The organism is Cystobacter fuscus (assembly GCF_002305875.1).
GTDB lineage: Bacteria > Myxococcota > Myxococcia > Myxococcales > Myxococcaceae > Cystobacter > Cystobacter fuscus_A.
Genome location: NZ_CP022098.1, coordinates 4,050,415 through 4,070,662, shown reverse-complemented (window position 1 = coordinate 4,070,662; position 20,248 = coordinate 4,050,415). Strand labels below are relative to the sequence as shown.

Annotated in this window: 20 protein-coding genes; 5 read left to right on the top strand and 15 right to left on the bottom strand. The window is 65.9% G+C overall.

From position 1 onward, the window contains the following. Positions 1 to 9 precede the first annotated feature (9 nt). From holA to CYFUS_RS53930, 8 genes are all read right to left on the bottom strand, one after another. On the bottom strand, positions 10 to 1,332 hold the full coding sequence (holA, locus tag CYFUS_RS16810; protein ID WP_095986148.1) for a DNA polymerase III subunit delta: 1,323 nt from the start codon (positions 1,330 to 1,332) through the stop codon (positions 10 to 12). After that, complete coding sequence (gene holB, locus CYFUS_RS16805) at positions 1,329 to 2,357, bottom strand: DNA polymerase III subunit delta' (protein ID WP_095986147.1); 1,029 nt, start codon at positions 2,355 to 2,357, stop codon at positions 1,329 to 1,331. Before holB ends, holA begins: the two co-directional genes overlap by 4 nt. Before the next feature lie 138 nt (positions 2,358 to 2,495). Next, on the bottom strand, positions 2,496 to 3,719 hold the full coding sequence (locus CYFUS_RS16800; protein ID WP_095986146.1) for an MFS transporter: 1,224 nt from the start codon (positions 3,717 to 3,719) through the stop codon (positions 2,496 to 2,498). Between the two features lie 14 nt (positions 3,720 to 3,733). Beyond that, positions 3,734 to 4,630 (bottom strand): TauD/TfdA dioxygenase family protein, encoded by an 897-nt coding sequence (locus tag CYFUS_RS16795; RefSeq protein ID WP_095986145.1) that lies wholly within the window; start codon positions 4,628 to 4,630, stop codon positions 3,734 to 3,736. 1,381 nt (positions 4,631 to 6,011) lie between these two features. Next, complete coding sequence (gene lgt, locus CYFUS_RS16785) at positions 6,012 to 6,995, bottom strand: prolipoprotein diacylglyceryl transferase (RefSeq protein ID WP_157758484.1); 984 nt, start codon at positions 6,993 to 6,995, stop codon at positions 6,012 to 6,014. A 62-nt stretch (positions 6,996 to 7,057) separates the two neighbouring features. Next, positions 7,058 to 7,429, bottom strand: a complete 372-nt coding sequence (locus CYFUS_RS16780) for a hypothetical protein (protein ID WP_095986142.1) — start codon at positions 7,427 to 7,429, stop codon at positions 7,058 to 7,060. A 50-nt stretch (positions 7,430 to 7,479) separates the two neighbouring features. Continuing rightward, positions 7,480 to 7,716, bottom strand: coding sequence for a hypothetical protein (locus CYFUS_RS16775; RefSeq protein WP_095992060.1), 237 nt, complete (start codon positions 7,714 to 7,716; stop codon positions 7,480 to 7,482). Positions 7,717 to 7,888: 172 nt separating this feature from the next. Beyond that, positions 7,889 to 8,020, bottom strand: a complete 132-nt coding sequence (locus CYFUS_RS53930) for a hypothetical protein (protein WP_269770244.1) — start codon at positions 8,018 to 8,020, stop codon at positions 7,889 to 7,891. A 654-nt stretch (positions 8,021 to 8,674) separates the two neighbouring features. Here CYFUS_RS53930 and CYFUS_RS16770 point away from each other — a divergent pair. Beyond that, a complete protein-coding gene (locus tag CYFUS_RS16770; RefSeq protein ID WP_095986141.1) occupies positions 8,675 to 8,983 on the top strand; it encodes a hypothetical protein in 309 nt (102 codons plus the stop codon). Positions 8,984 to 9,081: 98 nt separating this feature from the next. On the opposite strand, the gene CYFUS_RS16765 is transcribed toward CYFUS_RS16770, so the two are convergent. The 3 genes from CYFUS_RS16765 to CYFUS_RS16755 all read right to left on the bottom strand — a co-directional run bounded on the left by CYFUS_RS16765 (position 9,082) and on the right by CYFUS_RS16755 (position 13,307). Continuing rightward, positions 9,082 to 10,659 carry a serine hydrolase gene (locus CYFUS_RS16765; protein ID WP_095986140.1) on the bottom strand — a complete coding sequence of 526 codons (1,578 nt, stop codon included), beginning with the start codon at positions 10,657 to 10,659 and terminating at the stop codon, positions 9,082 to 9,084. A gap of 68 nt (positions 10,660 to 10,727) precedes the next feature. After that, positions 10,728 to 11,867 (bottom strand): right-handed parallel beta-helix repeat-containing protein, encoded by a 1,140-nt coding sequence (locus tag CYFUS_RS16760; RefSeq protein ID WP_332468431.1) that lies wholly within the window; start codon positions 11,865 to 11,867, stop codon positions 10,728 to 10,730. Positions 11,868 to 12,071: 204 nt separating this feature from the next. Then, complete coding sequence (locus CYFUS_RS16755; RefSeq protein ID WP_157758483.1) at positions 12,072 to 13,307, bottom strand: hypothetical protein; 1,236 nt, start codon at positions 13,305 to 13,307, stop codon at positions 12,072 to 12,074. A 146-nt stretch (positions 13,308 to 13,453) separates the two neighbouring features. On the opposite strand from CYFUS_RS16755, the gene CYFUS_RS16750 reads away from it, so the two are divergent. After that, positions 13,454 to 13,936, top strand: coding sequence for a hypothetical protein (locus CYFUS_RS16750; protein WP_095986137.1), 483 nt, complete (start codon positions 13,454 to 13,456; stop codon positions 13,934 to 13,936). A gap of 153 nt (positions 13,937 to 14,089) precedes the next feature. On the opposite strand, the gene CYFUS_RS16745 is transcribed toward CYFUS_RS16750, so the two are convergent. The 3 genes from CYFUS_RS16745 to CYFUS_RS16735 all read right to left on the bottom strand — a co-directional run bounded on the left by CYFUS_RS16745 (position 14,090) and on the right by CYFUS_RS16735 (position 16,735). After that, on the bottom strand, positions 14,090 to 14,890 hold the full coding sequence (locus CYFUS_RS16745; RefSeq protein WP_095986136.1) for a hypothetical protein: 801 nt from the start codon (positions 14,888 to 14,890) through the stop codon (positions 14,090 to 14,092). A 277-nt stretch (positions 14,891 to 15,167) separates the two neighbouring features. Beyond that, positions 15,168 to 16,001 carry an ETX/MTX2 family pore-forming toxin gene (locus CYFUS_RS16740; RefSeq protein WP_095986135.1) on the bottom strand — a complete coding sequence of 278 codons (834 nt, stop codon included), beginning with the start codon at positions 15,999 to 16,001 and terminating at the stop codon, positions 15,168 to 15,170. Positions 16,002 to 16,177: 176 nt separating this feature from the next. Further along, the gene (locus tag CYFUS_RS16735; RefSeq protein WP_095986134.1) at positions 16,178 to 16,735 is read right to left on the bottom strand and encodes an AAC(3) family N-acetyltransferase; all 558 of its coding nucleotides are present in this window, start codon (positions 16,733 to 16,735) and stop codon (positions 16,178 to 16,180) included. Between the two features lie 106 nt (positions 16,736 to 16,841). Between CYFUS_RS16735 and CYFUS_RS52720 the strand changes: the two genes are divergently transcribed. The 3 genes from CYFUS_RS52720 to CYFUS_RS52715 all read left to right on the top strand — a co-directional run bounded on the left by CYFUS_RS52720 (position 16,842) and on the right by CYFUS_RS52715 (position 18,627). Beyond that, on the top strand, positions 16,842 to 17,471 hold the full coding sequence (locus CYFUS_RS52720; RefSeq protein ID WP_157758482.1) for a hypothetical protein: 630 nt from the start codon (positions 16,842 to 16,844) through the stop codon (positions 17,469 to 17,471). Further along, a complete protein-coding gene (locus CYFUS_RS16730; protein WP_157758481.1) occupies positions 17,407 to 18,003 on the top strand; it encodes a hypothetical protein in 597 nt (198 codons plus the stop codon). Before CYFUS_RS52720 ends, CYFUS_RS16730 begins: the two co-directional genes overlap by 65 nt. Before the next feature lie 165 nt (positions 18,004 to 18,168). Further along, the gene (locus CYFUS_RS52715) at positions 18,169 to 18,627 is read left to right on the top strand and encodes a hypothetical protein (RefSeq protein WP_232537608.1); all 459 of its coding nucleotides are present in this window, start codon (positions 18,169 to 18,171) and stop codon (positions 18,625 to 18,627) included. Between the two features lie 97 nt (positions 18,628 to 18,724). Here CYFUS_RS52715 and CYFUS_RS16720 read toward each other — a convergent pair whose 3' ends face one another. Beyond that, a complete protein-coding gene (locus CYFUS_RS16720; protein ID WP_095986132.1) occupies positions 18,725 to 20,173 on the bottom strand; it encodes an FAD-binding protein in 1,449 nt (482 codons plus the stop codon). Positions 20,174 to 20,248 lie beyond the last annotated feature (75 nt).

The window sequence follows — 20,248 nt, the reverse complement described above, 5'->3', positions numbered from 1 at the left end:
CGCGGTGCCTCACGCGCTCGCGCACACGGTCCACAACAGCCGCTCGATGACGAGCTTGCCGCTCGCCGAGGACTTGAGCGACAGGTCCGACTCGGCGCACGCCACCAGTGCGTCCAACAGCTCGCGCCGCTTGTAGCGGGCCGCTCCCTGCATCGCGAGGAAGGCCGCATACGGATGCGGCGCCTTGCCCTTGGCCGCCTTCGCCTCCTCCTCCACCCGGGGGAACACCCGCGCCTTGAAGTCGTTGAACGAGCGCGGCACCGAGCCCCCGGCGTACTTCTCCAACCGCTCGTGGTTCTCCAGCATGCCCCGCACGATGGAGGCCACCGCGCCCAGCAGTTGCAACCCGTGCACCCCCTGCCCCATCGCGTCCACCGTGTAGTCCAGCGCCGCCTTCAGGTTGCGATTCTGCAGGGCCTCGGACAGCTCGAAGAACTCCTCCTCGCGCGTGTGCGCCACCAGCAGCGCCACGTCCGCCGCCTCGATGGTGGAGCCCTCCGCGTACGTCGCCAGCTTCTCCAGCTCGGATTGCAGCAGCCGCACGTTGCCGCCAATGCGCTCCTTGAGCAGGTCCGCCGCGGCCTTGCTCAGCTTCTTCTTGAACGGCCAGAGGAACTCCTCGGCGAGCGGGCCAATCTCCAGGTCCTTGTGCCGCGCCGCCACCTTGCGCTCGACGAGCCGGCCCTTGTCCGCCGCGAGCTTCACCAGCGGGTTCTTCGCGTCCACGTCCGAGGCCGCCATCACCAGCGTGTGCCCCGGCGGCAGGCCCTTCTCGAAGAGGGTCAGGAGCGCGCTCGCGTCACCCTCGGGGGCGCTGATGCGCTCCTCCCGGCAGAACGTGGCCACCTCCTTGAGGAAGAGCAGATCCGCCTCCGCCAGTTCGACGTTCAGCTCCTCCTTCCACTCCTCCGCCGTGGGCGCTCCCGGGGCGTCCGGATCCAACTGCGCCACGCCCCACCCCGCCCGGGCCGCCAGCGCGAGCAGCCGCCGCGCGCCCTCCTTGCGCTTGCCCGCCGTCCACGCCTCGCGCGCCTTGCCCAGCGCGTTGCCCCGCCCCTTCTTCGGTGCGAGGAACTCCGGGTCGCGCACCAGCACCACCTTGCGTCCGGGGAACAGCGGCAGCGTGGCCAGCTCCTGCGCCACCTCGCGCGGCGAGCCCGCGTCCAGCACCGCGAAGTTCAGCCCCGCGGACGCATCCGGCAACAGCGCCTTCACCAGCTCGTCCGCCCCCTTGCGCACGAGGTACTCCTCGCCCCACAGCAGGTAGAGCGGGTGCACCACCTTGCCCGCCCGGGCCTCGTCCAGCACGTCCTCGATGTCCGCCGCGCTCATCGCCCCTCCAGCAATTCAATGAGCATCCGCTCCAGCTGCAGCCGGGGCGAGCCGTTGCGCTCCACGATGGTCGCCCGCGCCTTGTCCAGCAGCGCGTGCCGCCGGTGGAGCATCGACTCGTGCGTGCGCGCCGCCACCTCGTGCGCGAGCGCGTCCAGGTCCCGGTTGGCCAGGCGTTCCCCTCCCACCTTCGCCATCGCCACGTCGCGCGTCCACAGCGAAAGGATGGAGAGCGCCTGCTCCGCGTCCTCGCGCGACTCGCCGAACGTGGCGGCCCAGCGAAGCATCGCGCTCGGCTCTCCGGGCTTGAGCGCCTCGAACGAGGCGATGACGTCCTTACGGGCCGCGAGCGCCTTCAAGTCCAACGCCATGGCCCGGCCGAGGCTGCCCCCGGCCATCACCGCCGCGAGCATGGCCGTCGGCGCGTCCAGCTTCCGCTCCTTCTGGAGGCGCTCGGCCACGAGTTCCACGGGCAGCGGGCCGAAGGACACCTTGGAGCAGCGGCTGCGGATGGTGGGCAACATCTTGTCCGGAGCCGAGGCCAGCAGGATGAGCGTGGTCTCCGCGGGGGGCTCCTCGAGCGTCTTGAGGAAGGCGTTCTGCGCCTGGGCATTCATCTGGTGCGCGTCCACCACGATGGCCACCTTGCGCTTGGACTCGAGACCCCGCAGGCAGATGCGCTCGAGCAGGGCGCGGATCTGATCCACGCGGATGTCGCGGCTGGGCGTGGTGGCGAAGTCCGAGCGGCCCGCGAAACCACGCTCCACGCGCTCGGCGTCGGGCATGAGCCAGGAGACGTCCGGGTGGGCGCCCTTGGCGATGCGGGTGCAGCTCGAGCACGTGCCACAGCCCACGTCGGGCTGCTCGGGACAGGTGAGTGCCTGGGCGAGCCCCACGGCGGTGAGTTCCTTGCCCACACCCTCGGGCCCGGCGAAGAGGTAGGCGTGATGAACCGAGCCACCCCGAAGCGCCGACTGGAGCGCGTCGATGGCGCGTGGCTGTCCGACGACCGATGCCAACGTCATGAGGGCGTGTATCCCCGCTCGCGTCCCACCCGTCAACCACTCAGGGGGTAGCGCGCGCCCGGGGAGAGGCTCCCAACCCGAGCGTGCGCGCGGCCGACGCTGCCTCGGGCGGTAGGCTCGCCTGCTCGGCGGCCCCCGTCAGCGGCTCTCCTCGGCCCCTCCGCCAGCGGTTGCCGGCTTGTCCTGCCGGGTCAACGCCAGCAGCATGAAAAGCGGGAGGAACGCCAGGAACAACGCTTGGGGCGCAACCCAATGCTCGAGCAGGCCGCCAAGCAGCCCGCCGAACACGCCGCCACTCGGGCCAGCCAACGCATTGATCGATGCCGCCTGGCTGAAACCGATCGTCTCGCCCAGCGCGGCAAACGCCGTGAGGTTGATGATCTGCAGCAGACCCAGGCCACACCCCAGCACCGACGCGAAAGCGCAGACCTCGGTGGCCGCATGTGACGTCGCCAGTCCGATCAGGGCACCCACGACCACGAGCCCGCCGAGGCCGCGGCTTGCCCGTGGATGCCGGACCACAAGCGATCCGGCCGTCACCAGCGTGAAGACAAATGCCAGGCCCTGCGCGGCGACGGCAAAGCCGGCGGTGCGCTCGGGCAGATGCAGGTAGCGCACGACGATGATCACGATGTAGAACGCGAAGTAGGCATTCAGTGACTGGATCAAAAACTCCCAGCCCGCGACACGCCGCGCTGGCATCGACTTGAACAGTTGCGGGAGAGAGGTCCGGCCCCCGGCCTGGCCTCGCCTGGCTTCCGGTTGGCCCTTGCGGCCGATGCCCAGCAGGAACACCACGATGTTCGACGCGAAGATGACCGCGGCGCCCCAGAAGGCAAACACCGGTCCTTGCCTGGGAAACAGGGCCGTGGCCAGAACTGCCCCGAGAAAGGTCATGCCGATCACGTGAGCGGCGCGAAACCAGCCCGCCCGTTGCCTGCCGAGCTCATGCAGGCGGCTCATGAAGATCGTATTGATTGACACGAAGCGCGGCGGCATGGCCAGGCTCGCCGCCGCGGTGAACAACAGCAAGGCCGGGAAGGTCGGCACCAGCGGCGTCAGCAAGCAGATGGCCATGCCCCAGGCCGACCCCAGGACGAAGACGACTCGCACACCGTAGATGTCGACCCATCGGCCAGCCGACGTTGCCAGCACCAGCATCCCGACGCTTTGGGATACGGCCACTGCGGCAAGCATCCAGCCGCTCGCATCCAGCTTTACCGCATACAGCGTCGTGATGACCCTGGAGTAGCCGATGCTCAAGCCCATCAGCAGCGACAGGCAAACAAGCCCGTACAGGAAGCTGCTGCTGGCAGGGGTCGGCGGTGCGACCTGGACACTTCGAGCGGACACGTTGATCATTGGCGGCTGGACCTTCACTGCACGTGCGGCCGGCTCGGGGAGCCGTCGACCGACACCGGCACGTCGCCCACGATCGTCACCCGTCTCATCACCCGCGTCTGATCGCCGTAGTCATTGATCGCGTAGTGCTGTGTGGAACGGTTGTCCCACATGGCCACATCGCCGGGGGCCCAATGCCATCGAATGGTGTTTTCCAGCCGTGTGACATGGGCCTGGAAGATCTCGTAGAGCCGGTCGGAGTCGTAGGTGTTGCAGTTGACGAAGCGCTGCGCGTAGTGGCCGAGGAGCAGGCTTTTCTCGCCCGTGTCGGGATGCACACGCACAACGGGGTGCTCGCTCTTGATCACCTGCGCGGCGTACTGCCGACGGTACCTTTTGGCGGTGTCGTCATGGAGCAGCTCCACCCGGCTGGCTGCGTAGTCGAAATCGTTGCCATGGACGGCCCAAAGTTTTTCAGCCAGCGCCTTGAGGTTGTCGGGCAGGTGCTCGTAGGCTGCGACCGTGTTCGCCCAGACGGTGTCACCCCCCAGCTCGGGCAGCGTGACCGCGCGAAGAATGGAAAGCTTGGGTGGACGCAGATCGAACGTGACGTCGGTGTGCCACGAGTTGGCGCGCCCGCCATTGTGGGAGTGGAGCTCCAGAATGGCCGGATCCCCCTGGGCGGCGACGGTCGGATGGCTCACGATTTCGCCAAAATTCCGGGCGAAATCCTGATGCGATTGATCGGTAATCTGGTGTTGATTCCTGAAAAACACCACGCGATATTTCAGCAGCATCCGTTGAATGAAGGCGGCATCCTCTTCGGGTGTCTCGCCATGAATGAAGACACCGCGCAGCTCCGCACCAAGGCTGCCGGAAAGTGGCACGACCTGCACGGGCCGTTCTTTCTGAAGCGTCGTAGATTCTGTCATTCCCTCTCCCTCCCTAATTGATGAATTATTTGTAGTGAAGCATCGGGGTCAATGCTTCATCGCATTTGGATTTGCCCACGGGCGTTGGCGAGGCCGGGCTTGCCGATGCGATTCCCAAAAACTTGCAAATAAAATTGCCGTGCTTTTTTAATTCCCGCTGACCTTTTATCGACTCATTGATTTTGGCCTGCATGTATCATATTTGAGGGTGTTGGGTCGAAACAAGAACAATGTTCTTATGTCGCTCATAACGACTCGTGATCAAACGTTGCAAATCGCGGGATGCCTTGAACGCCTTCAATTTCCAGGGGGCAAGTCTGGCTGCATGAAATTACCGGGTTTGCTCTCGGGAGCATGAGCATAGGAGAAACAGGGGAGCTGTTGAGGGGAGCTGGTGCAGAGGGGCCGAGGAGAGCCGCAAACGGGGGCCGCCCGTGCTGTGTGCCGGACAACGTGTCCGCTTCCAGCCCCCCCCTCCCGCTCGCGCGGCACTCCGTGATGAGGAAGTTCGTGGTGGCGTCGTTGTAGACAGCCGAGGCGTTGTCGAGGAGCGCGAGCTTGTGGAGCCGCACGTTCAACAGGTAGGTGCCGCAGACACGGCGAAGCTTCTTCTGAAGAAGCTCCGCGTAGGTGACAGGCACCGCCGCCGGATGGCGCAAAAAAGATGGGACGAACCTGGGCGGAGTGTTGGTGGCCCTGCCCCGCTCGGCACATGCCTACCCCGTGCTGCTGTGGACGGAACTCTCCACCCAGGAAGGGACCAGCATCGTCTTCCCGTTCCTCTTCGCCTCGGGGGATGCCAGAAATTTCAGTCCGTCCCTGTAGGGTCTGGCTTACTACGACCGCGCGGGAGTATGTTCTTTCTTCACGCGGAGATTAATCCGTTAATTCCATGGAGGTTCTGGTGATCAACCGCAGGGCGCTTTCGCTGTTCGCGGCATCCATGTGCAGCGCGTTCATGATTCTAGGCTGCAATGCGCCGATAGATGAGGAGGCTCAGGCAGGAGCAGCAGAGGGGACTCTGGAGCAGGGCGAGACGCAGGCTTCTCTCGCCTGCGATCCGAGGGCAGGGTTACACAGTTCGATGTGGGTGACCGTCGACGCTTACGGGCAATTCATGTACAGTACACACTGGTGTATTGTCGGCAGGGGCCTGCCCGCAGCATGCTATAGTGGTCAATTCCACTATGAGCAGCAGCTCGCGCGCATGACCTGCATAGGGCCCGTCAACGGCTCGTGCTTCGACCCGCAAGCCTGGTGGCTCGTCACGTGTGATGCGCGCATTGACTGCACGTTTGATTGCGCGGGGACTTGTCAGCCGACGAGTTGCTGAGCGAGGCATGCGTCCACTGGCCCTGGGGCTGATCAGCGCCCCAGGGCCTCACTCCTCGGAGTTGGCCATCTGCGTCTCTCGCTCCTGTACCCCGGCGGGCTGGGGACGGCGCAGGAGGATCCATCCGAGCAGCCCCAGGCCCGCGGTGAGCACCGGCAGGGAGAAGAGCTGGCCCTGGGCGAGGCCCAGCACCATCGGATCCCCACTCAAGGGCTCGCGCCAGAAGCCCGTGCCGATGTGAAACACGGCGTGCAGCAGCAGGAACAGCGCGCACAAGAGTCCCTCGGGCGGCTGCCGGGCCCGGGTGCGCACGGTGTAGAGGATCACGAAGAGCAGCAGTCCCTCGAGCGCGGCCTCGTAGAGCTGCGAGGGGTGGCGCGGGTTGAGGATGAGCAGCAGCTCGTCCATGACCCGGGGCGCGGCATGGGCCACCTGCATGATGTCGAAGCTGCTGGCGGGCAGCCGCTCCACGGCGAGCCGGGTGGCCTGGGCGGGTTGAAAGGCCGCGAGGTGGATTTCGGCGGGAAAGCGCACGGCCCAGGGCACCCGGGTGATCCGCCCGAACAACTCCCCGTCCATGAAGCTGGCGAGACGGCCCAACATCAGGCCCAGGGGCGCCACCGTCACCAGATTGTCGCCGAGCGAGAGGAAGGACACCTGACGCTCACGCGCCTGGAACCAGGTCACCACCGCCACGCCGACGAGCCCGCCGTGGAACGACGTGCCGCCCTGGCCGAACTGGAAGAGCAGCCCCAGGTTGCCCGAGAAGCGCTCCCACTCATACAACACCAGATAACCCAGACGTCCGCCGAGCAGTACGCCCAGCAGCGCCACCATGCTGGTGAAGTCGAACACCTCCGGGCGCGCCAGTGGCAGATAGCCCCGGGCGGAGAAGCGCCGAAGCAGGAGCAGCGCGAGGGCGAAGCCCGCCAGACAGGCGAGCCCATCCCACCGGGCCGTGTAGACACTTCCCTGCCCTCCATCGTAGCGGAACAGGAAGGGAGCGAGGTCGTGAAGATAGGGCGCGGACACGGTCCGGAGCACTCCTGCTGAAGGCGGGCCGCGCGTGCACACGCGGCCCGCAGGCGGAACGGCTACTTGAAGAAGTCCTCGCCGTTGATGGTCGTGGGCTCCTTGCCCACGACCTTGCGGAACGTCAGCGAGTAGCCGTTGTCGGACTTGTCGAACTTCTGGTAGCGGAGTCCATCCAGCTTGCCCTCGCTTATCAGCTTGTTCCAGTCGTTGCCATTGACACGGATGGCCACGCTGGGGCCGCAGCAGTTGTACTTCACATCCTTGGTGATGATTCCCGAGCTGAAGCTCAGGGTCGCGCACTGCTGCTCATACAGGCCCAGGGCCACGGTGCCGGCCCCCTGGTTGATGGTCTGGATGCACTCATCGGCGCCATTCGCAGTCCCCTGGAGCATGCACAGCCCGACGAAAACCAATCCCGCGTATTTCTTCATGTGTGTGTCCTCTATTCGTTGGAGGTAAGATCAATTCACGGCACAGTGCTTCAGAACGAGTCCTTCTTCACCTCGCCCTTCGCCTTGACATCCGTCTCCTTGTTCTTCGGATCCTTCTGGTCCGGCTCCTCGACCTTCAGGTCCTTGCCGTCCGCGGGCATGGTCCCCGTGTCGGCCTTCGGCTCCGTCTTCGGCGCGGTCTTGGGGGCGGTTTTGGGAGCAGTCTTGTCCGCGGCGAGCACGGCGACCGGGGCGCAGACGAGGGCGAGCATCAGCAAACGCTTCATGAGGGCATCCTTCTTCCGTTGGGGCTCTCGGAGGGAGCGCCGGGATGAGGTCCGGCGGGCCAGAGACATCGTCCACCCTGGACTATGGATCAATGGACCTCTTCCAGACGGAGGAAGGGATGTTCTTTTGGTGAACACATTTTGAACGGAGGAAAACGGGGAGGCGCCCGCTTCACGCCTCGCCGAGGAGCGTCGCGAGGGCCCACTGCTCGGGCGACAGGGCGCGCTCGGCGGCGCTGCCGGCGGTCAAGTTCCGCGAGGATGTGAGGCTGAGACCGCGGGTGGTCAGATTGAGGAGCCGCACTCCCAGCCGCTCCTAGTGAGGCTCAGCTTCTCCGCAGCCCGCGTGAAGACCGCGATCTCGGAGAAGGCATCCATGAGGAAAACACTCGTGCGAGTCATGACGTGCCCTCAACAGCGTGATGACTTTCATGCCGTTTATTTCATTGAGCGTGTCGTGCGTCTTGCGGTAACCAGCCTGCAGCGACTCTTTGCTTGCCGCTGCCTGGGGCGCCTCGTTCGCCTCCTCCTCACCTGCTTGGGAGAGCCCCATTCCGCCTTTGCTCGACGTGCCGATTGAGGATGTGTGGGACACGGCGCTGCTGTGCCGGGCGCTGAAAGGCTGTGAGGACCTGGCGCCGACGATGTTCGCGCGTGCCGACTCCTTCCTCCTGCGTGCCCAGAACGAGGACGGGGGCTGGCCCTACCGGGGCGGAGTCGAATCGGACACCGACACCACCGCGATGGTGCTCCTGGCCCTGCCCCACACGGACGCGATGCGGGCCGCGTTGGAGGCGGGGCGAGACTACCTGGAGCGGATGCGAACCGGCGCGTGCGCGACGGGAAGGCGGCTGCCGGGCCCACTGGTTCGACATCCACGCCTATGCGGCGCACGAGGTAGCCCTGGCGCTCGAGCCCGGCCACGAAGCGGCCCGGCACCTCGCGCCCCAGCTCCTCGATGCACAGAATCCGGACGGAGGATGGTCCCCCCGCCCTGGGCCAGGAGAGCGCGGCAGCGGCCACCGGAATGGCTCTGGGGTTGCTCACGCACTACCTGCCCGTGGAGCACCCGCGTCTGAAGGGCGCCCTCCGCGCGCTCGCGGACATGCAGGAGCCCGGAGGCGCCTGGACTGGACCGCTGCGGATGTATGCGCCCCGGCCCTTCGCCATCGACTACCCCATGCAGGTCCACGCGCTCGCCGCGCAGGGAATGGCCGCCGTGCTCCAGACCACGCGGGCGCCCTGGCCTTCCCTCGCGGCGCTCTGATAGGCCCCCCGGGTCGCCCATCACGCATACACTGGAGGGCCGGACACCGTGCGGCGAATCGCCGGGGTCTTTCACACGGTGACGGCGCGGGTGCTCACCTACTTGCTCGAGGATGCGCCGAGTTCCTCCAGCATCCTCGCGGCGTTGTCGTTCTTCGGGTTCAGCTCGAGCGACTTCTTGTAGCGGGTGATGGCCTCGTCCTTCCGGCCCACCTCGAGGTAGGCCTCCCCGAGGCTGTCGTGCGTGTTGGCGTCCTCGGGGTAGAGCTCGACGTTGGCCTCGAACACCTTCACGGCGTCGGCGACCTTGCCTCCCCTGAGCAACGAGTAACCGATGTCGTTGAGGATGCCGGAGGACAGCGTCTCTTCTGGAGCCGTGCGCCGCCGCTCCTTCAACCAGGCGATGGCGGCGTCCGTACCCTCGAGGCGCGCCAGCAGGTCCGCCGTCATGGAGGGGCTGTCGGGCTCGGCGGTGAAGCCCTTCCAGCCGTACTCGGTGGCCACGCTGGCGGTGAGTCGCTCGAAGATTCGCCAGCCATCATCCGAGTTGGTCATGATGGCCACGCCGCTGCCCGAGTCGGCGAACGCCATGAGGGAGCACTTGAAGCCCTCGTTGCCTCCTCCATGACCGAACCACTCCTTGCCCGGGCGGAGCTGGAAGCCGAGCCCGAAGGACTCGGACTGCCGGGTGAGCATCTGCTTCGCCATCGACTGGGACAGCACGCGCTGGGACTCGCCGTTCCATGCCTTGGAGACCTCGAGGGCGATGCGCGCGAGGTCGGTGGGCGTCGTCCACAGGCCCGCGGCCGCCAGCTCCGGGTAGGTGTGCCAGCGGCCCTCGACGCTCGCGCCTCCCGAGCGCGTGCCGGTGGCGGCGAGGGGCTGCAGCTTCTTGGGCAGTGGCTGCTCGTAGGTGCTGTGCTTCAGGCCCAGGGGGGCGAGGACGCCCTCCCGCATGATTCGCGGAAACGGCTGGTGGAGCTGGTCCATCAGCATCTGCTGGACGATGAGCGTGCCGCCACCGCTGTAGCGCGTCAGCGTGCCGGGCACGGTGTCGACGCGCACGGGAGAGGAGTTCGCGGGCTTCTCGCCGTCGAGAACCTGCCGGAGCGTGGGCACGGGCTCGTTGGCCGCGTAGCCCTTGAAGCCCTGGACCGTCGTCCCCGCGCTGTGGGAGAGCAGCCGGCGCAGGGTGACCTTCTGTTCCTTCGTGTACTCGTTGTCGGGCACCTTCCACGAGACGAGCTGGTCGTTGATGTTCCCGTCGAGCGACCACCCGCGCTTCTCGGCGTGGTGCAGCACCGCCAGGGTCGTCACGGGCTTGCTGATGGAGGCAGCCTGGAAGAGGGTGTCGGGGGTGACGGGGTCAGTGCCGCCGGACTGCTTCACGCCATAACCCCTGGCCCAGACGAGCGATCCCTTGTCGAACACAGCGATGCTCAGTCCGGGAATCTTGTACAGCGCCATCCACTCCTGGAGGGAGAGGCGGCGGGTCTGCTCGCCGGGAAGGGCCACGGGGGAGAGTCCTGCCTCCACACGGGCGATGCGCGCGGCCTCGGAGGGGCGAGCGAGCCATTGGGTGGTGGGCTTTCGCGTGTCGGCGGCCGTGAGGAGCGAGACGGCGGCGAGGGCGCAGAGGGTCGCGGAGGCGAGACGGGTCAGGGATGTATGGCGCATGGCGAGCTTCCAAGAGGATGGCTCGCGTGGAGCCCTTGGGGCGGAGAGCCTACGTCACTTCGTGTGAGTCAGTACATGGCGCAGACGATGCCCACGCAGTCGCCCGCGGTGTTGCCGCGCGCGACGTTTCCGCCGCCGTCGGAGGCCGTGGGCGCGTAGATGCCGAAGCCCGCGTTGCCCAGGGCGAGGTTGTTGAGCACCGTGGGTGTGCTGGGCGGCTGCACCCGGAGTCCATCGCCGTCGTTGGCCAGGAACTGATTGCCGCGGACGATGCCCGTGAGCGAGGTGTAAGGGAACCCCGCGCGGTCGGACAGGGTCAGGCCGCTCGCGTTGTCATAGAAGGTGTTGCCGTCGATGTAGACCATCCCGGCCGCTGCCTCCAGCCCCGTACCGTTGCGGACGACCAGGGTGTCGAGCATCGAGAGATTGAGCGGATTCCAGACCGGATCGGTGGCCGGCGCGAACGCGGCGTTGTTCGCGATGAGCGTGTTCTCGAACCGTATCTGCCTGCAGAGGCGGAAGCCTGGGTCATTGGGGATGTTGCCCACTGCGTCGTTCCACGCGATCGTGCTCGACCTGATGCGGATGTTGCTCTCCCAGCAGAGGAAGACGCGCCCATTGGACGTGAACGTGGAGTCGAGCACGTCGATGGAGTGGAAGTCCCCGAGCATCGCGAGCTCGTTGTGGGTGAACACCGACGACCTCACGTCGAAACCACCGAAGCCCGCATCCAGCTCCCGGTTCAGCCCGACGCCGTTCCCGCTCACACGGCACTCCGTGATGAGGAAGTTCGTGGTGGCGTAGTTGTAGACAGCCGAGGTGTTGTCGAGGAGCGCGAGCTTGTGGAGCCGCACGTTCAACGTGCCCGAGCCGGGAGGGATCATGACGGCCCGGCCGAATCCCTTGACCGTGCCATTGCGCACCATCCAGCCCCTGGCGATCACGATGCCTTGTGAGTTCTTGTTCTCCGGGCCAGTGCGGCGGATGGTGTATCCGCCCAGGTCCAGGACGATGCCGTCGCCGTCGAGCTGGAGCGCGAAGGGCGCCGAGCTGGGGCAGTGGAGGTCGTGCGTCAGGCGCGTATGGGTGGTGAGGGTGTCACCGCAATGGACCGTGAGACCGGCGGTGAACGTCACCTCGCCATCCGCATCGGAAGGAGTCGTGCCACGGGCCTGGACGTCCGGCGCTCCCGTGAACAAAGTGGTCACAGCCAAGGCCACGGTAAATCCAAGCGTCTGCTTCATGCTGCCTCCTCGGGCCGGAGACGTCCAGCCACCGGCGTAGGAGGCTATACTCACGGTGCCTCTCCCTGCTCCCCGTCCGCAGGTGTCGGCGCGCAGTCCGGAGCGCGACAGCGTGGAGGCGCCCAAGGGTGAGGGGAGCGGGCCTCAATGTCAGCGTCGACGTACTCCTCAATTATCGAAGCGCGGGTCGAGCAACCCCGCGTCCCTGATGTTCTCGAGCCCCTTCAACCAGACCGACTCGTCCGTGTCGACGTCGTACACGCTGACCCCGCCTCCTCGCGCGTGCAGGAGGAGCGTCCGCCCATCTCCGCTGATGTCGTGCGCTCCCTCGAAGCCCTGGGCATTCAGCGCACGGACCTCGTCCCGGTCGAGCGAGTACTCGTACATCTGGGAGACGCCCGTGGAGTAGTAGTTGCTCTCGATGAAGTACACCGTCCTTCGTCGCGCGCTCGCCGCCGCGAGCCCAAAGCCACTGCAGTAGGTGTCATGAGTCCGCCAGACCCGCTCCTGCCCCGTGCGCAGGTCGAGGCGACGATAGGTGCCGGAATTCGACTCGTCGCAGCCCCCTTCATCGAACACTCCTTCGCGATAGAAGACCATCGTGTCCCCCAGCAACATGGGCGACAGCATTCCTTTTCGCTTCTGCTTCATGGGAGGCCCCAGCGTCCAGGGCTTCGTGCCCGTGGGGTCCAGCGTGGCGATCCGGACTCCACTCCGCTCATGCCGCATCACCGTGCGCGACTCCCCCAGGACCAGGTCGTTGCCCGCCGTGTCCGTCACATGCGCCGGCAACACACGAATGCCCTCGGGCCGAGGCTCGAAGCTCCAGCTCCACCACTCCGAGGTGGTCACCGTCCCGTTGGCCACGAGCACGCGAGCGCCGTCGGCCGTGAACAGCTCGGGACGCTGCGAGTGGTGGACGTGGTTGCTGGTCCACTGCGCCGGCGCTCCGGGGGTGACGGCCACGACCCCCTCCAGGTCCCCCATCACGAGCAGGTTGCCCTCCTTGACGCGCCCCGCCTTGTCGGTGGGCACCTCAAGCTTCCGGCCCGACAGCGTCATGCTCACCAGACGGGTCGACGAGGTATCGCCCGTGACCGAGGCGGCCATCGCCCAGCGTCCCGTGGGTGGGTGCACGGCGAGGGACCAGAGCGAGCACGGCTCCGTCTCCCGGAACAGCTTGCCCTTCTCGGGTCCGCCCAGCATCCGGCGCTCCTCCACCTGCTGGCACTCCGCGAGGGTTCGCGAGCCCCCCGAGTCGACGTAGACGACCTTGCCAGGGACGAGGGCAATCAACGGCACCGGGGACGCCGTTGCGTCTGGAGATGCGGAGGGGCCGGCCCACGCCGTCGCGGACGTGGCCAGCAGTGCGGTGAGCACCGTGCTGCGTAAAATGTCGTGCATGCACCTGATACGGACGCAGCTGCCTTGTATTCACCCCGAGTGCGATGGCTCCACGGAGCCCTGCGGCGCTCGCGTGAGCTGAACGGAGCCACGCCCGGCGTGATACTTCTCTGGTAGATGGCAATCGGAGGGAATGAGGAACGCCTATGAGCGACGAGCGTACGCCTGCCGAGCCCGAAGTCATGGAGCCCACGTTCTGGCGGAAGAACGGCTGGACGGCCAGGGTCATCAAGAACGAGGAGGACGACGGCTGGGCCGTGGAAATCCGCAAGCAGGGGCTCGCCGAGCCCGTCCTCGTCAGTCCGTGGGTGATGGGCCGCGACAAGAAGAACCCCAAGCCCTTCGATGCGACGGCGTTCGCGACCTTCGTGAAAACAGCCTCGGAGGTCCTGGACCGCTCCGCGCGACAGCGCGAACAGGCCATGACCAAGAAGCTCTCCATCGCCTGGGAGGGCCGCTGGTACGAGGTTCGGCTCGAGATCGTGGCCGATGAGTATGAGCCCCACGCGCTGCTCTCAGCCGTCGACGACGCTGGCGCGACCGTCGCGAAGCATCGCGTGCCCGTGACCTTCAAGTTCAACAGAGACGTCGCCAACGAGTGGGTGCGTGGCGGCTTCTGCGAGCCCTGAGATAAGTGATTGGCTCCACGACGAAACACCGGGCAGCGCCTCCGGAATCTCGAGATCCAGCGGGGGAACGACCTGGAGGGTGGACCGCCAGAGCAATGGTTCGCCTGAGGGACCCAGTGCGCGGCAAGTGAACGGACCACGCCTCCGCGCCGCTCACGCTTCGTCGAAGCGCTCCATCTTCACCTCCCGAAGGTCGTGAAACGACCGGCCCACGAACGCCTCCAACGCGGCCATCTGATGCTCGAACGGGTGGGTTGCTTTCGCCGGTTCGCCCGGGAGCGGCTCGACCTCGTCGTCGGACATGCATTCCCCCCAGTTGCGAAGGCGGACCCGCTCACCGTTCCGAAAGAGCGAGAACATGTAGGTGCCGCTCGGGTCGTCGAACCAGAACACGAACACCGGGCCGTGCTTGCGAGAGCACGCCTCGAAACCACCGATGTAGCTGAAGATGTACGACACCACCACCAGGAAGAACCAGAAGTCCATCTGGAATTGAGAAAGGTTGTAGGGCCGCTTCAGAGTCGGCACTCCTCGTGACGCGAAGCGGATGAGCCCCCGGTTGCGGCAGAGCCACACGAAGACCAGCAGTCCCACGAACGTCACGCCGAAGAAGATGAACAGCTTGCCTCGCGGGATGACCTCGAGACCGAAGGACGTGACGGTGGTGGGGATCGAGAACTGATCGTTCGAGCCGACGCTGATGGAGACCGGACGCACATACCCGGAGGGGCCGCCGAGGAGCATCTTCCAGACGTCATGCGACTGGGGCGTGCGCAGCAGCAGGTAGCGCACATGACCCGTCTGCATGTCGCAGGAGTGCGGCGCGAGCCCCTTGATCGCCATGCCGTCGATGAACAAGATGATCGCACTGCAGAGCTGGTTGGTGTCCTTGAGCAGGCTGCTGAAGTTCTGCACGTGCACGGAGATCATGTCGTCGAGCCCCGCCAGGTTCACGCGCGTCTCACCCTGCTCATGATATGAATGAATGTAATAGACGCGTGCAGGGCCTCCGTTGTCCACGACCGTGGCGCGTCTTTCGGCTCCCACTGCGCGAGAGCGGGCATGGATACGAGCAGGCCGACGATCAGCGACAGCAAACGCATGTTTCCCTCCACTTCGACATTCCCATGGCGCCTGGGATCTTGTTTCATCTCTTGCCATGGAGGCGGAAGGGGGAAGCGCTTCGCTCCATCCCCTCCCTAGCCTCCTCGCTCAACACCCTACGCGCTGATCACTTTTTCTGCGCGAGGAACGTCTTGCTCATCAGCACGGTGCTCGCCGCGTCCGCGCCCGGAGAGGCATCGGCCTTACGGACGTCGAAGGTGCACTGCACGCCCTTGACCCCCGTGAAGGTGCCGCTCGCGCTGAAGTGCAACTGTCCCTGCGCGTCGAGGTAATACCCGGCGGGAACCGACTGCGGGTAGGTCCGGAAGATGTAGTCGGGCGTCGGGAAGAACAGCCAGTGCGTGCCATCGCCCAGGGCCGGAATGGAGATCTGGCCATCGAACCAGACGGCCGCGCGACCGCCAATGGCGACGTCGGCTGTCCAGGAGGTGGTCACCTTCTGCTCGTTGACGGCCGCGGAGGCGGTGACGTGGGTCCGGGGTGGCACGGCGATGTTCTCCTGGATGGACCAGGTCTGATCCTCCTCGCTGGTCGTCCCCTGGGTCGACGACATGGAGAGGGTGTTGGAGACGGACACCTTGGCCGAGAAGAGGTCGGGCACCGTCACTCCGATCTCCGCGGACGTCGTGACCTGGATGCCAGAGGTCACCTGCCAGGAATACGTGTCCTTGGTGGCCTTCGAATAGGTGAAGTTGTAGTTCTGCGCCGAATCCAGCTGGTTGTTGAAGTCGGAGCTCTGAACGAAGCTGGGAGCCGTGGTCGGCTGCGCTTTCATGTCATAGGTGGCCGTTCCCCAGGTCTGGGAGATCTGCTTGTCCTGGTACTGAGCCAGTTCGCTCTTGCTGGCATCGAGGCAGATCCATTTCACGAAAGTGCCGTTCTTCGCCGCGAGGTTGTTGGCCCATACCTGCACGAAATCCGAGAAGTTGATGATCGCCATGTTGTGTCTCCGTGTGAAGTGTTCCGCGGCCCTTCCATGTCCGGTCCGGTGATTGGCTGGAAGGTGAAGGGAACACTGCCAAAGGAGGCTCCGCGAGGATGTGACGCGGCTCACACCGCGGACGTGCGGTGCGTCACACCTCGAGATCTGACGTCATGCTCCTCCTCTCCTCACCGTCAACCGAGGTGCTCGGCCATCCACTGGACACCGAAGGAGAGGACGTCGGCGCCGTCGAGCAATTCGCTCACCGCGTGGCCCACCCGTCCCGTCCGCGCCGTGCCCCGGGCGAGGTAATCGCGCAGGAGCAGCCCGAAGTAGTCCTCCCCCTGCGTGTCGACGATGCCGAACTCGTCGTCGAGGCAGTCGACGGTTCGCTCCTCGGGGCCGTGGGGGCCGAGCACCCGAACGTACCGGCGCACGCGCCGCTTGCTGGGCAGCTCCACGAGATATTCGGCCAGGTGCAGCAGGGTCACGGTGTTGAGGTCCGCGCCCAGCCGCAAGACCCGGACCCCGCTCCGCCACGCATGCTCGAGCGGCGAGCCCGGCCCGTAGTAGTCGTTCCAGGGGATCAGCGTGCCGTCCGGACCCACCGCCGCGTCGAGGCTGTCCAGCACCCCGCCGACACCTCCCTCGACGGGTCCGATCGCGCGCAGCGATGCGTGCACCATTACGAGGTCGCCTGCGTTCACGCCGAGCTGGCGCAGATCGTTCACCAGTTGTTCACGGGTCCGCATGGAGTTCCTCGGCCCAATCGTTCGGGGTGAGCGTACCCGCTTTGACGTTCCTGCTCATCCGCTGTTGTCCTGGGGGACGCAACCGCTTCCCAAGGAGGTCCATACGATGATGCTGTCACCGCAACGCAAGGGGTGGGGTAGGGGACTGGGTGTCGCGAGCCTGCTATTGTCCTCGCTGGTGGGGATGTCCGCACACGCGGCCTATGTTCCCCCCGCGGATCAGGGCGCCGGTGTTCCACCCCCCTCGCTGGCCAGCCAGGCCAGGGGCTCGACGGCCGATGGAAGCAACAACGACGTCGGCTACTGCCATGCCGGCTACTGCATCTCCTCGGTCTCGGCCGCCTACTACAATGCCAGGAAGATCAAGTTCAACGTGGACCTGATCGCCAAACGCGACGATCCCAACCTGCATCAGGTGTCGGCCCGGGCGTTTCATCCGTACTACGTCACCCGGGACGAGAACTTCAGCTCGAATGACTGTATCGGTGGCTGGAGGTTGTGCAATCCGAAGGCCGTCTACGACATGGAGGTGCGGAAGATCAGCTCCTGCTCGGGAATGCCCGCCGACTGCATCCAATGCCTGGACCTTCCAGATGTTGCACTCGTATCTGTGGGGCAACCAGGTCGCCGGCTCGTCCGCTCACTGCGGGGACGCGGAGGGAAACATCGTCGTGATCCGGGTGGATCCGGCCGAGTCGACCGTGGCCTATGTCTGGTATGTGAAGGGCCGGGATGACGGCTACACCGTGCAGTCCGGCAGTCTGGACTTCACCGGTGCCCATCCGCAGTTCGCGAACAACCGGGACGGCTGTGGAATCGGTGGCTGCATGGGCTCGCACCACAAGCAATATGCCCGGCGGACCAATGACAATGACGCGCACAGCTGGACGGTGGACAACACCGGCGTCTTCTTCCACCCGGGCTTCGAATACGACTACAAGCGTGACGTGAACCCGTCGCTCACCTGTGAGATGCCCTACCATGGTTATCGCTGCAACGTGACCGTGGACGAGAAACACGACAACGACGACGCGCGCTGCAACCGGAGCGTATACACCCAGACCCTCTCCCAGAGCACGAGCACGGCGGGCGGCAGCGGCCCCTGGGGCGCGAACAAGTCGGGCGCGGGGGCGTTCTACGGCGGCTACCTGAACAAGTGCCCGCTCACCAGCGACAGCGCCTCCGGGTGGGGAATCGGGCTGAACGCCAGCTGGACCTACGGGGATGCGGACGTCAAGGCCGGCCACCCCAAGGGCGCGAGCCAGTAACCCCGGCCTCGAGACAGACGCACCGTGTCATCGCCCCTCATGACACGGTCGTCCATGTTTCTTATGATATTCTCGACTTTCAACGATTAATGCCTTTCCGTGTTGTATGGCAAACACGCGGCCGGTCACCCGGACAGACGCATGTCTTGCTCGAGGAGTTGCGCGATGGAAGTCAACGAGAGTTCGTATCAGGGAGTGGAGGGGACGTCCGGCCGGAGCGCGTTCGCGGGAGCGGCGCTCGGGCTGGCGGTGCTCTGTGGCTTCTCGCCGACGTCGGCGCACGCGCTGAACATGCTGAAGACGAGCGGGCGCAACATCATGGACTCCACGACGGGCGCCACCGTGCGCCTGCGCGGCGTCAACCTGGGCGGCTGGCTGGTGCACAACGGCAGCGCGGCGCAGGTGCAGCAGGGCGCGACCAACCAGGGTCGGTACGTGGTTCCGATCCTCAAACACGGTCGTTGCGCCTTCGAATTCTACGCGGCGGACGCATCGACTCCCGCGAGCATTGCCCTGGGCCGCCATTCCGACGCCGAGGAGCTCTCGTGGTACGCGGAGCTCGAGCGAGTGCGCGGGCGGTGGAAGGTGCTCCGGCTCGTGTTCGACGATCTCGAAAGGCCGTAGGCCCGCCCGCGGGAGTTCACCCAGAGAGAATATCCGTTCGCCTTGAGGGTCGGTTTTCGTCGTCACATCGCCCTCATCGCCTCAAGGGCAGACTGACTCAGAAGATGCCCTGACCTGGCGTGAGGATACGGACCGGGTCGAAGCGACGCTTCGCGTACTCGAAGCGCTCCCAGTAGGGGTGCAGGTGGCGGCGCCAGTCGGCACGGCTCAGAGGAACGGCGTCCACGGGGTACAGCTTTCCGCCCATGGCGGTGAGCCGCTCGAAGATGGCGCGGTTCTTCTGCACGAGGGCCGCCACGTTCTCCGGCGTCGGCGGAATGGCGGTACGCAGCAGCGAGAAGAGAAAGACGTGCGGGTCCGTGGGGACTCGGAGGAAGGGGGCGGTGAGCGCTGCTGAGCGGAAGGGGTAGAGCAGAATGGGCCCCTGCCCCATGTCTGCCTCGGTGGTCTGCGATAGCACCTCCTCCACGAACGCGGCCGTGGACCGGGCGGGAACGAACATGTCCATCCACGGGTGCGGAAACTCCCAGATACCGAGCTGTTGGAGCATCGCCACCAACGGCGCGAGTCGGTTGGCGAAGTCGAAGTAGCTGCTGTCCGTCACCTGGAGCGTCCCGGGTTGGAAGCCGAGGCCCGCGAGCAGCCTGTCGTCCCGCGGCTCGGCGCCAGGGGTGAAGTACTTCACCGCCTCGAGCTGGAAGGCCCATCCGCCAGCGGAGGAGACAACGGCACCCTCGACATAGTCGAAACGGCCGTCCTCGATAAGCCACCGCTGGTCGTCCAGGAAGCGGTGGAGGTCGCCGTACAGCGCGGTGTAGGTCCGCGCACGGGGTGGCACCTCGACGAGCCGTACCCGGGCACGCACGATGATGCCGAACTGGCCCAGCCCCGATCGCACGGCGTCGAACAGGTGCCGCTCGCATGAGGGCGAGCACCGCACGAGCTCGCCCTCCCCCGTGACGACATCCAGCTCCAGGACGTTGTCCACCTGGAGACCCCAGCGAAACGCCTGCCCGCCAATGCCGCCCACCGACAGCGTCCCACCGATGCTCAACTCGATGTAGTCGGTGAGTGTCGGAGGGCTCCTGCCGGAAGGAAGCGTGGCCTCCAACAACTGGCGCCACCGGACACCCGCATCCACCCAAGCGCTCGACTCGCCAATCTCGTGGATGGTCGAAAGCGCGGACATGTCGATGACGATGCCCGCCGGCACCTGGGACTGGCCGTAAGTGCTGTGGCTCTCGCCGAGCCCTCGCGCGGCGGCGATGTGCAGGCCCTGGCGACGCGCGAAACGGACCATGGCCACGATGTCCCCCACCGAGCCTGGGACGAGCACGGCCCAGGGCGTGCGGTGGACGATGTGGCCAAAGTCCTCCGCAGCCGCGGTGAGCGACGCCGCGTCCATCAGCAGCGCCCCTTCCAGCGGAGGAAGGGGGACGGAGCCGGGCTCCAGCGTGGCGGCCCAGCTCCGGCTAGCGGGGTTGAATGCCATGGCCACCAACGCTCCCTGGAGCAACGTCCTCCGGGAGAGAGTTCGACCCGTCATGAATCTCTCACTCCTTCGCGGCGCGCCGCACCCGCTCGCCGCACGTCAGAAAGGCACTCATTCTGTTGTCAGGAG